Here is a 12,226-nt window from a genome sequence, read left to right as displayed (position 1 = left end):
TTGGGTTGCTAAATACTTAGATATAACCACATCTATTACTCCAGCTTAATGGCACTCATCAATTACTCAATTTAATAAATATTCATTAAATACAGATAAATACACAACCAATTCAGACTCCGCCAGCTTGGGTCAGTGATAGGACAACGGTTTCAAAAACAAGAAGTTAGCGAAATCATCAAGACTACACACTGACAACAAAAGGACTATAAATGACACGCAAATGACACGCGGATCATTTAAAGTATAGAAAAGCTCACTTAGGTGGGCTTTTTTAGTTTCAATGACCAAGCAAATACATTCTTCCTCTTCAACTTTTATAGCATATTCATCATAAATTATTGCTAAACCCTAGCCGCATACATATAAGTTTTACAATTTTTTCTTAAGAATGAAAATACAAAAACGAGTGAATCTACTGACATAAAAAATTTCTGGAATAAAATTAGTTACTTACTCTTTTACATAAAAGCTATTTAATAACAATGTTATGAATCTCTAAAATCTATTATTACAAGGTCATTTTTAGTAAAAACTATCATATTTAATTAGCTCTATTAATCCTATATATGACTGGTTTAAAATAATACAAAATACCTATTCTAAAGAGTTTAAGAGGATCATAATGAAAATACTCTTAATTGAAGATCACGAAAAAACAGCCAATTGGGTTAAAAAAGGGCTAGAAGAAGCTGGATATACTATTGATATTACGAATGATGGTCGTGATGGCCTCTATTTAGCATTAGAAAATGATTACAAATTGATTATTCTTGATATCATGCTTCCCGGAATGAACGGTTGGAATATTTTAAAAATATTACGCACATCAAAGTCAGTCCCTGTGATTTGTTTAACAGCAAGGGATGCTATAGATGACCGAGTTAAAGGATTAGAATTAGGTGCAAACGATTATTTAGTAAAACCTTTCTCATTTTCAGAATTATTGGCAAGGGTCAAAAATCAATTAAGAGTTCAAAAAAATATTTCAACAATTATTGAAATTGCTGACTTAAAAATCAATTTATCTCGTCATGAAGTGGAGCGTAATAATATACAGATCCCAATGACTCGCCAAGAATATTCTTTATTACTTTTTTTTGCTTTACATATTAATGAAATATTACCAAGGACATTAATTGCAAGCGAGATTTGGGGAATTAACTTTGATAGTGATACTAATATTGTAGATGTTGCTATCCGTCGTTTACGAAAAAAAATTGATGATGGATTTGAAATCAAATTAATCGAAACGGTTAGAGGAATGGGATATAGGTTAAATGGAGTCAATAATGAAAACAAAATCACTGAGATTTAAAATTATCTTTTTATTTATCATATTGATGATTGCAAATGCAGGTTTTATGTCTTTAACGCTTTATCAATCGCTTAAAAATGAATTAATATCTCGTGATAATAACTTACTTGTAAATCGTGCAGACCAATTAGTAAAGTTAATTAATAGTGGAATTGATATCAAAACATTACCTATCTATTTTCAACGTATGATGGATATGCAACAAGATATTATTTATATTACGGATGCTAATAATAAAATTTTAGTTGATACTAATTCAGATATTTTATTTGCAGATCATCTAAAAACCACTGATACAAAGAATATAGATTTAAACATGATTACCTCCTGGGAAACAGAATCAGGTATTCCTGTTTCGGCTATTAACTTTACAATAGAATCACCAATAGGTGTGCTAAATGTAGTGATTGCCAAAGCATCCTTTGTGCGCATCAGTATGCTAAGCGAATATTTAAGTAAAATATTGATTATCTCATTAGCTTCTATTTTATTTATGGGAATATTAAGTTTTTGGTTAATTAAACATGGATTGAGGGATATCCGTTTTCTTAGCCAAATTACGGCTAAAACAGACATACATACTCTTAGCCAAACCATAAATATCTCACAACTTCCCAATGAACTGAAAAGTTTAGGTGACTCATTAAATATAATGAGAAAAAGGTTAAAAAATGATTTTGTAAAGCTAACTCAATTAGCCGATGACTTGGCTCATGAACTCAGAACCCCCATTAACGCTATAAAAGTTCAAAATGAAATTATGTTACAACGCTCTCGTAGCGTAGAAGAATATGAATCAATTATTATTAGTAATATTGAAGAACTGGATAAACTTGCAAAAATAATTGAAAATATTTTATTTATCGCTCGTGCTGAAAATAAAAATATCATTTTAAATAGAGAAAGCTTGGATTTATCGGATCTAATTGATGAAATTTATAACCTATTTTCATTTTATGCAGAAGAAAAACAGATTACCTTATTAAAAGAGCCTACAACATTAACAGTTAGTGCAGATCACTTACTTTTTACTCGCATATTAATGAACCTCATATCAAATGCAATTAAATATTCTCCCGCTAATACACAAGTCGTCACTCAATGTAAAAAAGAAAAAAATCAGTTACTGATTTGTATCAGTAATATTGGTGATGAATTGAATCAACATGAACAAATATTTACTCGTTTTTGGCGTGGTGATAATGCAAGAACAACAGATGGAAATGGCTTAGGCTTATCAATTGTGCAAGCGATTATGACATTACATGAGGGTAAAGTCAGTTACGAGCGTATTGGAAAACATAATGTATTTATTTTAACCTTTCCATGCTAATTACGCGATATGACAAAATTGTCATCTTTTTGTCAGCTTTTTTATAAAACATCTCTGCATAATTAATTTATCAATCAAATATCTTCTTAATTATGTAGAGGTAACATCATGAAAAAAAACAGGAAAAATAACCTATCAGAAATTACACCTGAATCTGTTTTTATGATGAAACGACGTAATTTACTAAAATTATTAGGCATCGGCGCTGCTGGAATAGCGGTTTCATCCACTGTAAAAGCCGATTTATTTTCATGGCTTACTGAAGATAACAAACCAACAACACCAAAATCATCCCGTAAAGAATTACAATTTATTCAACCTGAAGAATATCAATCTTCATTACAATTAACTCATGAAGATAAGGTAATTGGATATAACAATTTCTATGAATTTGGCCTTAATAAATCCGATCCTGCTAAGTATGCACACACAATGAAAACAGAAGAATGGACATTAACTATTGATGGTGAAGTTAATCGCCCACTTACTTTAAACTTAGACGATATTAATCATAAATTTCAATTAGAAGAACGTATCTATCGTATGCGTTGTGTTGAAGCATGGTCGATGGTCATTCCCTGGGTCGGTTTTCCATTAGCGAGCTTACTTTCTTTGGTTGAGCCCAATAGTCGTGCAAAATATGTTGCCTTTGAAACGCGTTATGCACCACAGGAGATGCGCGGACAAGATAGTCGCTTCATTGGCGGCGGTTTACAATACCCGTATGTCGAGGGATTAAGACTCGATGAAGCGATGAATCCACTCACATTATTGGCGACAGGGGTATATGGAAAATCCTTGCCAAACCAAAATGGTGCACCTATTCGCCTTGTTGTTCCGTGGAAATATGGATTTAAGGGGATCAAATCCATTGTCAAAATTCGTTTAACTGAGTCAATCCCACCAACAACGTGGAATCTTTCAGCACCGCATGAATATGGTTTTTATGCAAATGTTAATCCAGATGTTAGCCATCCTCGTTGGTCACAAGCAACAGAACGCTTTATAGGCACAGGTGGATTAGGTCAAGTTACAAGACAACCAACATTATTGTTCAATGGCTATGGCGACCAAGTCGCACATTTATATAAAGATTTAGATTTGCGGAGAAATTTTTAATGCAACCAATATATGGAATAAAAGTTAAGTTATTAAAAACCATATTCCATCTTATTGGTTTATTGGCTTTCACTTGGCTTATTTATACAATTTATACGCAAAATTTCAGCGCAGATCCTTCAAAAGATATTCAGCATTTTACTGGAATTACAACGTTACGTTTATTAATTATATTAGCTCTGATCCCTATGGTTGCCTTTTACTTAAAATTAAACACATTATTTCAAGTAAGAAAACTATTAGGATTATGGTGTTTTTTTTGGGCTAATTTACATTTAGCAAGTTATCTGCTACTTGAAATAGGTTGGGGAAATATTACTTTCTTTTTTAGCGAAGTTTTTTCCCGTATTTATCTTATTATAGGCGCTTTATGTTGGATAATTTTATTATTGATGGCTATAAGTTCATTTGATTGGTTAAAAAATAAATTTAATCAAGAATGGAAAAGAATACATAATCTGTTTTATCCACTCTTATTATTAGTCTGTATTCATTATTTTTTATCATTAAAATCGCCAACACCAGAGCCTATTATTTATCTAATTATTATTGGATTAACTTACCTTTTTCGCTTTTGGCAACAGAAAAAAAACAAATCAACTAATATATAAAATAGCCTACCCACCAATTTAATTCTAATATTATATAAATGATCTTGTTAAAGCCTCATTTAAGAGGCTTTAACAAATTGTAATAAACTAAATAGTTGCCTATCAATTCAGTATTAGAAATACAATGATATATCCATAGAAAAATTACGCCCAGGAGCAGTAAAACGTTGTAAACCAAGACGATCACGATCTATTTGATTTGTTGTACCAAATTCTGGCAGACTTCTTAATGCATCCCAAGTACTATATTTTCTATTAAATAAATTAAAAACCCCAGCACGTAATACAATATTTTTATTTACATTATAGTAAGCTGTTGTGTCAAATATAGTATAAGAATCACTAAGATATGGCCATTCACGACCATTCCGTATTGCTTGATTACCTTCTTTTCGTGCTGAATAAGTCATAAATATCCCTGCACCATATTTTTTATCCGCATTATCATAAGATAAGGAAGAAACCCATTTAAAAGGTTGTACAGAAAGTAATGAATCTCCAGAAGCATCTTTTCCGCGTGTATAATTAAATGTATTACGCAATATATATGTATTATCTAAGCCGAATATTTTAGAAAGCCGAATTTCATTCGTTAGCTCAAAACCATAAACGTATGCTGAGGCAACATTACTATATTGAAGATGATTTTGTGGTAATGTTGGCTTATTCCAATAACTATCGCCCATATTAGGATCATACCACGGATTAGGAACTTGTTTTTCGCTCTGCTTAAGATCAATAAAGTTATTGTATTTAGTATAATATACATTTACTTTATTAAATAATTTATCATTATTATAACTTAATGATATTTCATTACTTAATCCTTTTTCTTGCTTTAAATTAGGGTTAGGCTCTAAGCGATTACGAGCATCATTACCTCCATAATCAAAATAAAGCTCTTGAGCTGTTGGAATACGAAAACCCTGCCCAATTTTATATTGGAAAGTATAATTTGGTGTTATGTTATAACTGGTTGATAATGCCAAAGATAAAGCCTGATAATGATTATCAGTGAGATCGCTATCTTTCGCTAAAGATAATTTAGCATTATCTGTATGATGAGAAACATTATCATATCTACTGCCTAAAACTACATTTAATTTGTCATCAAACATTTTTATTTCATCAACAAAAGCAATACTAATATCTTGAGTATATACAGGTCTGATGATGCTATAATTAGATTGATAAGGAACTTTAGGCTTTCCTAGATATTTAGTATCTATATTTTTATTGTTAAGTGTTTTTGTAGAATATGAAGTTCGTAGTGCTAATGAGTGCGTTGTATTAAATAAAGATAATGGCATTAATACTATTTCATTATTAATAAACCTACCATATTGAATGATATTCCTACTATTTTCTTCAAAAATATCATAATAATGACCATTATAATGTTCATCAAACGTAGAGCTAAATGCTTTTTGTTCTATTTTTTGCCAATTAAAGCTTGTCGTCATACTGTCAATATATCTTTCTGGAGTCCACGTATCAGAGAGTGTATATCTAATTCTTTTTGATAAATCATCACCAGTACGATAATAGGAAGAAAATAAGTACCAAGATTTTTCATCTGTATATGTTTTACCCTCACTGTATTCAAAAGTAGCACCTATTTTATGGTTTTGAATACCTAATAGATTAATTTTTGATAGTAAAGAATGACGCGTTTTTTCTTGAGGATCTGGTGTTCCCCTAGCAGAACCGAATATATCATTTTCATGTTTATAATTATTAGTTTCATGCCCATTACGATAAACATATAAGAGCATCCCTTCTACATCTTGTTGGGAAGTTGCAATACCTATCGTTTGCATTTTTTCATTATTTTTAGAAGTATAAACACTACGAGAAACAAATCCCCAATTACCTTCACTAATCAAATCAGCAGGATCTTTAGTAACGTATTTTACAGCCCCTCCTAATGCTCCACTACCTGAAAATATAGAATCAGCACCCTTAGATATAATTACAGACTTTAAATGTTCTGTTTCGATATCATTCATACTTCCATTAAAATAACCATAACCTTTATAAATGGTATTATCGAAGGTTTCTGCTTGAGGGATATCATCAACCTGTATAGCAACACGATCTTTATCAACACCTCTTATTGCATATCCATTATTACCAAAACGTCCTTCGGATGAGACACCGACACCAGGAAGATGGCGAACAATATCTTCCATGCTAAATATTAAATTTTTTTCCAATTGTTCTGAATTTAATGTTTTTTCATTAATTTTTTCTTCTTTTTTTTCAATCACATAAAGAACATCTTCAGATATAGCTTTATTATTAAAAAAAACTATCGAGGTAACAACTAGATAGAGTAACGTTTTTTTCATAAACACTCCTTAATTAATGTATTGAATGATAATTATAATCATTATCATTCAATTCAATAAAAGGAATTGTAATACAATTGAAAATTTAGTTGTTTTATCTAATTAATAACAAATTAATTATATTTATGTTTACATATATTAATTTAAATGCATTCTTTAAGAATAAAAAAGCACAAAATCATAAGTTGCAGTCTTAACCTCAATTGCCTCTTCCATACCTTTAATAATTAAATCAGCTAATTCACTCCAACTCATATGGCGTAGCCATTATATATCGCCATTACTTTTAACTATCTGTTTATGTTGTTTTATGAAAATCACTGGTAAGCCTATTACAAACGTCAAGATATGTCTGATAAACGGGCTTATCATCGAACAACTCTCTATCACCATCATTGAAACCATCAATCTCATTACTTGCGAAAAGGAGAGAACTGGTAATCAACAATATATACCCCCATAGACCCTGTTTTTACTGTTACCCATACTGTTCCTTGGTTTTCGATTTTGAATTGCTAATACAAAGTAATTTCCACCGTTCTGTAGAAATTTCTTTTATCCATATACCGTAGTCACATCGGCCAAATTGGTTAGTGCTAAAGCCCGGTGATGTGATCTCATATTCAGTTTGAATATCAAAATACCCACAATGATATTTCTTTATGGCAGAAAAATAGGTACTGCAAAGGTAATGTAACGACATCTAAAGCTAATGTCACAGGAAGTAATACTCGGGCAATTTTTTCCCCAAACGAGTTTAATTTAGTATGATTAATTTAACACAACTCACCAAACTAGATTTACGTTGGAACAACTTCACCAAAGAACCATCAATAATAAAAAAATTAAGAAATAATGGATGTATTGTTTTTATATAAAATTAACTAATTAATTATATATCTATTCTCGACTATAAAAATAATTTTCCAGTGCTTCTTCCTATTTTAGGATAGATACACTGGATTTATTTTATAGCTAGGATCAAATCGGATTTCAATTTTAAATAAGTTTTCGAAATTAAAAATCTTTTATTTTCTCTAAAGAGTAATAATCTTCGTGCCTATCATTGTCGCTTTTCCACCTACTCTCACTCGACTAATCGTATTTTCTGTTGAATCAATAATAACGTGAATAAGAGAGGAACATTGCATTGCACGCCCTTGCTCTAATAAAAAATGTGTTTGATGAGGGAAAACATGCTTAACAAGATAGCAGCCTAAAGCGCCACTAGAACTCCCTGTCGCAGATTCTTCATTGATGCCATATAAAGGTGCAAAATTACGGCAATGAGCAGTAATTTCTTTATCTTGACTAAGTTCAAAAACATGAAAACCGATAGTATTAAATTCACGGCTTAAGTTTGCAATCGCTTCAAAATTAGGTTTTAGCGTATCTAATTTCCCAAATTGTACAGGGATCAAAATATCAGGTAGTCCCGTTGAAAATATCTCAATGGGTAAGCCTGTTTCTGAAATAGTTTCGCAATTTATTCCCAGTGCTGCAGCCACTGCATCGATATTTGGAGCTTGACGTGAAACAGGTAGTGTTTGCTCCATAACGATATTTTCAGCATTAATTGCGACACTTAGAATACCTGCTTTCGTTTTTTGTGTGTAATGACCAGAAGCCAATAAGTTGAGTGAAGATAAAGTGAAAAATACCGCTAATGTCGCATGACCGCAAAAATCGACCTCACCTTCAGGAGTGAAAAAATCAACCTTAAAATCCGTCTCTTCACCTTGATAAACAAAAGCTGTTTCAGAAAATCCGACTTCTTTAGCGATGGTAATTTTCTGTTCATCACTTAATTTAGGAGGATTAAGTACCACGCCAGCAGGATTGCCACCTTTATTATTTCGAGTAAATGAGTTTATAAGGTGTACTTTGATCTCGTGCTCTACTGAGCGTATAGCTTCATTTTGCATATATTTCCCGCATTGCTTCGAATAGCATTAAATCTGTGTGTAAAAATAGAGTGTTATAAAATACGCATTAATTAGGGCAAACTTCTGACACGCCATCTAGCCCTTGTTGTCTTTGTTCAAATACGACGTTTTTTTTATCCCCTTCTCGGATAATTTTTAAGATATAAATACTATCAAAATCACTACTTTTCCATTTAGGAATTAATTTAGGATCGCCTCCCTCTTGTTTCATAATATCTCGCGCAACCTTGGTTAAATTATCATGCTCCCAGGCAATAAAAATAACCGAGTTTTCATACTGTCGACTTAACAGTTCCTCTCGTAATGCTTTTATCTCTTTAGCGTGATATTGAAGATGAATAGGCAATGAGGTTTTAATAGCGATAGGTGAAATCGTTTGGAGTGAACGCAATGAATTCCCTAACTTACTCTGTTTAGGTGCCGCGGCGAATAATGCATCAGGTTTGCCAAATTGATTTATAAGCACATCGGGTAGGGCTAATGCTCTATTTAACCCTTTACAGGTCAGTTGCCCACTATCATTATCAGGTTTTTCACCATGTCTTATAAAAACCAGTGTTTGATCGGAATACGCCATATGACTAAATCCTAGAATAAATACGCTCAAAAATATAAATACACTGCGCATACAGCGTTACCTTTAAGTCAATTGAGTATAAGAAATATGGGAAATTAAAACACATCTAATATTAACCATAAACTCACTGAGTTTAAGTCACTCAGTCTATCATAGCCAAAAGTGTTTCAGCGGTGAGCAAATCTTAGATAGCGCATATTTAGCCACTTTTATACTCTATTGACCTTTATTCTACCTTCTAAACGCCTCAAAACTAATTAACAAATATTAAAATCAATCAAACAATTGTTAACAAAAAATAAAGGATTTTTTTAATTTTTCATTACTTTACACCCAATTTTATAAAGCTAAATGAAACTTAAATACTCAGTACATTTAGATAAAAAATGGAAGAGATCTCTTTTTAATAGAAAAAATAATGTATTAAAAATCAATACAAGCCTTTTTATCTCCCTCTATTTAGTTTAATGACTAAAGTTCTTCCTCTGCTTACCGATACTGTTTGTTCTTAAATAAGTTACCAATACTTATTAATTATTATTTATCCAGGGTTAAGCATGTTCTTTAAAAACTTTAAAATTCGTACAAAGTTAACCATCGCATTTACAACTTTTGTGATGCTAATTATGTTGGGTTCCAGTTTCGCATTAATGGGTTTAAATAGTGCGAATCAAGATATTCATGATGTCGTTGATGATATCTATCCAGCCACAGTCAGAGCCAACTTACTGATTAATAATTTCAATGAATTTATTATATTTCAGCAACTTACTATGCTTGATGAGCAAGGAAGTTTAGCGGCTGAGCAAGAGAGCAAAAAAGCAGAGATCACCGCTAAAGTTGCGCAATTACTGAAAGAATTAGACGAAACCACACACGATGCTGAATCAAAAAAAATCTTAGCTGAGGTTTATGAGATCCGTCAGCAATATATAAACTCTCAAAACTTTGTGGTGAAGGCATTTAATGAAAATAACAAACACGCCGCTGTCAATGAACTGATCACAAAAACTTCCGCTATTCAGTTAAAGTATCGCGATAAAATATTAGAGTTTATCAAATTACAAGACAAAAAAATGGAAGAGGCAGGTGACGCTGTTGAACGTGATTTTATTGAGAAAAGGATCTTTTTAGTCTTATTAACCCTCATCAGTATTATTGTGGGTAGTATTTTAGGATGGTTTATTACTAAAGGCATTACTCTTCCATTAGAGAAAGCAATAAATTTTGCTAAAGCGATTGCCAATGGTGATTTAACACAAGAAGTGAATATTGATTATCATGATGAAGCAGGAATATTATTACAAGCCCTTGCTGAAATGAAAACGCACCTATTAGAAGTTGTTCAAAATGTACAAAACAGCGCTGAAAATATTTCGTCAGCAGCAGAGCAAATTACAGCTGGTAGCCAAAATTTAGCAGCAAGAACAGAAGAACAAGCAACATCAGTAGAAGAAACGGCAAGCTCAATGGAGCAAATGACATCAACTGTTAAAAACACCGCAGATCATACTCATGATGCGATTAATGTTGCTGAAAAAACTGAAATCGCCGTACATCATAATGGCGAAATAATGCTTCAGCTAACTGAAAAAATGAGAGCCATTAATAGCTCATCATCTCAAATGACAGATATTATTAACTTAATTAATGCCATTGCATTCCAAACTAATATTCTTGCACTAAATGCCGCTGTTGAAGCCGCTAGAGCGGGTGAACATGGTAAAGGTTTTGCAGTTGTTGCTGGTGAAGTCAGACTACTGGCACAAAAAAGTGCAGACTCCGCTAATGATATACGCACTCTTATCGATAATTCATCAACTCAAACACAAGAAGGAATGGAATTAGTTGAACAAGCCGGCTCACAAATCCAAAAAATGATCGCTGATGTCGAAGAGATCAGTGCGCTATTGCGTGAAATTGGGCAGGCAAGTAATGAACAAAGTGATGGTATATCGCAAATCAATAACGCTATAAGTCAGCTTGATTCAACAACTCAACAGAATGCGGGATTAGTTGAGGAATCGGTAGCTGCTGCAAGTTCACTTAATGAACAAGCACTTAATCTGAATAAATTAGTGAATTACTTTCAGATTAAAAGTATCTAATATTTAGTTGAATAAGTTTATTGAAAAAATAAAGGTCACTAGTCTTCTATCATAGTGACCTTTAAACGTGTTTTATGTATGTTCCAAACGGCTATACGAATAAATAAACTCAACCAAAGACGTGAGTTAAATGTGCTTTATATTCAGCAATATCATTCTCAACCGTTGGCTCTTTAATAACATCATTGACCATAAAAGTCGGTAATTGAGATAATCCTAAAAATTGTTGTGACTTGTGGAAAGCGAAATAAACACCATCAACACCTCTGCCATCAAAAAAATTACCAAATTCATTAAAGGCTTCAACAGGCGCATTCCACGTTACAGAGATCATGTATTTCTTACCTTGTAACAGCCCCCCTGTACCGTATTGCTTTTTAGGATCACGACGCGTACGCCCATCGTTCTCATATAACTTGCCATGACCAAATGTATACACATCATCCATATATTTTTTTACTTTCCACGGCATCATCATCCACCAGCCAGGCATTTGATAAATAATGGTGTCTGCCCATAGAAATTTCTCGATTTCGTCGTCAATATCATAGCCATCTTCTATTTGGGTTTCTTTAACGCTATGACCTAATGTAACTAAATGCTCAGCAGCAACATCATGTAGTGTACGGTTTAATTGACCAGCAGAATGACCGAAGTTTTGACCACCATTAATCAATAAAATATTCATGCCAACTCCTAAATTTTCTCTTGCGATACGTTTAATAGAGTTAATTTAACAGGAAATAAAAAAATTCGCACACAACATCAAAATCTATAGAAAATTAAAATTCAGGATTATTTTCTTATTATTAAAAATTAACAAAGATAATTAAGAATAAAAAACCAAAATAGACCACTTTTAC

Annotated in this window: 9 protein-coding genes and 1 pseudogene; 5 read left to right on the top strand and 5 right to left on the bottom strand. The window is 32.2% G+C overall.

Annotated features, from left to right (window positions below; translation table 11 throughout):
• The first annotated feature begins 625 nt into the window (after nt 1-625).
• The 4 genes from hprR to ABN212_RS05440 all read left to right on the top strand — a co-directional run bounded on the left by hprR (nt 626) and on the right by ABN212_RS05440 (nt 4,381).
• Nucleotides 626-1,318 carry a response regulator transcription factor HprR gene (gene hprR, locus ABN212_RS05455; RefSeq protein ID WP_099074890.1) on the top strand — a complete coding sequence of 231 codons (693 nt, stop codon included), beginning with the start codon at nt 626-628 and terminating at the stop codon, nt 1,316-1,318.
• Nucleotides 1,293-2,651, top strand: a complete 1,359-nt coding sequence (locus ABN212_RS05450) for a heavy metal sensor histidine kinase (RefSeq protein ID WP_198632673.1) — start codon at nt 1,293-1,295, stop codon at nt 2,649-2,651. The genes hprR and ABN212_RS05450 overlap by 26 nt, the downstream gene beginning before the upstream one ends.
• A 108-nt stretch (nt 2,652-2,759) precedes the next feature.
• Nucleotides 2,760-3,770 (top strand): protein-methionine-sulfoxide reductase catalytic subunit MsrP, encoded by a 1,011-nt coding sequence (gene msrP, locus ABN212_RS05445; protein WP_098942268.1) that lies wholly within the window; start codon nt 2,760-2,762, stop codon nt 3,768-3,770.
• Nucleotides 3,770-4,381: a protein-methionine-sulfoxide reductase heme-binding subunit MsrQ gene (locus ABN212_RS05440; protein WP_311747478.1), complete on the top strand. Its 612-nt coding sequence runs from the start codon at nt 3,770-3,772 to the stop codon at nt 4,379-4,381. Before msrP ends, ABN212_RS05440 begins: the two co-directional genes overlap by 1 nt.
• Nucleotides 4,382-4,494: 113 nt before the next feature.
• Here the strand turns inward: ABN212_RS05440 and ABN212_RS05435 are convergent, their stop codons facing one another.
• The 4 genes and pseudogenes from ABN212_RS05435 to ABN212_RS05420 all read right to left on the bottom strand — a co-directional run bounded on the left by ABN212_RS05435 (nt 4,495) and on the right by ABN212_RS05420 (nt 9,306).
• A complete protein-coding gene (locus tag ABN212_RS05435) occupies nt 4,495-6,732 on the bottom strand; it encodes a TonB-dependent hemoglobin/transferrin/lactoferrin family receptor (RefSeq protein ID WP_196534134.1) in 2,238 nt (745 codons plus the stop codon).
• Between the two features lie 174 nt (nt 6,733-6,906).
• Nucleotides 6,907-6,996 (bottom strand): annotated as a pseudogene (locus ABN212_RS05430) (hypothetical protein); the annotation flags it as partial.
• A 773-nt stretch (nt 6,997-7,769) separates the two neighbouring features.
• A complete protein-coding gene (locus ABN212_RS05425) occupies nt 7,770-8,657 on the bottom strand; it encodes a PhzF family phenazine biosynthesis protein (protein ID WP_198619705.1) in 888 nt (295 codons plus the stop codon).
• Between the two features lie 67 nt (nt 8,658-8,724).
• The gene (locus tag ABN212_RS05420) at nt 8,725-9,306 is read right to left on the bottom strand and encodes a histidine phosphatase family protein (RefSeq protein ID WP_198619704.1); all 582 of its coding nucleotides are present in this window, start codon (nt 9,304-9,306) and stop codon (nt 8,725-8,727) included.
• A 506-nt stretch (nt 9,307-9,812) separates the two neighbouring features.
• Between ABN212_RS05420 and ABN212_RS05415 the strand changes: the two genes are divergently transcribed.
• Entirely contained in the window at nt 9,813-11,363 is a 1,551-nt protein-coding gene (locus ABN212_RS05415) for a methyl-accepting chemotaxis protein (RefSeq protein WP_198632675.1), read from the top strand.
• 109 nt (nt 11,364-11,472) lie between these two features.
• On the opposite strand, the gene ABN212_RS05410 is transcribed toward ABN212_RS05415, so the two are convergent.
• Nucleotides 11,473-12,051 carry an NAD(P)H-dependent oxidoreductase gene (locus tag ABN212_RS05410; protein ID WP_198619702.1) on the bottom strand — a complete coding sequence of 193 codons (579 nt, stop codon included), beginning with the start codon at nt 12,049-12,051 and terminating at the stop codon, nt 11,473-11,475.
• Nucleotides 12,052-12,226: the final 175 nt, after the last annotated feature.

The sequence above is a fragment of the Proteus genomosp. 6 genome (assembly GCF_040139785.1).
Taxonomy (GTDB): domain Bacteria; phylum Pseudomonadota; class Gammaproteobacteria; order Enterobacterales; family Enterobacteriaceae; genus Proteus.
This window is presented reverse-complemented; position numbering and strand designations above follow the sequence as displayed.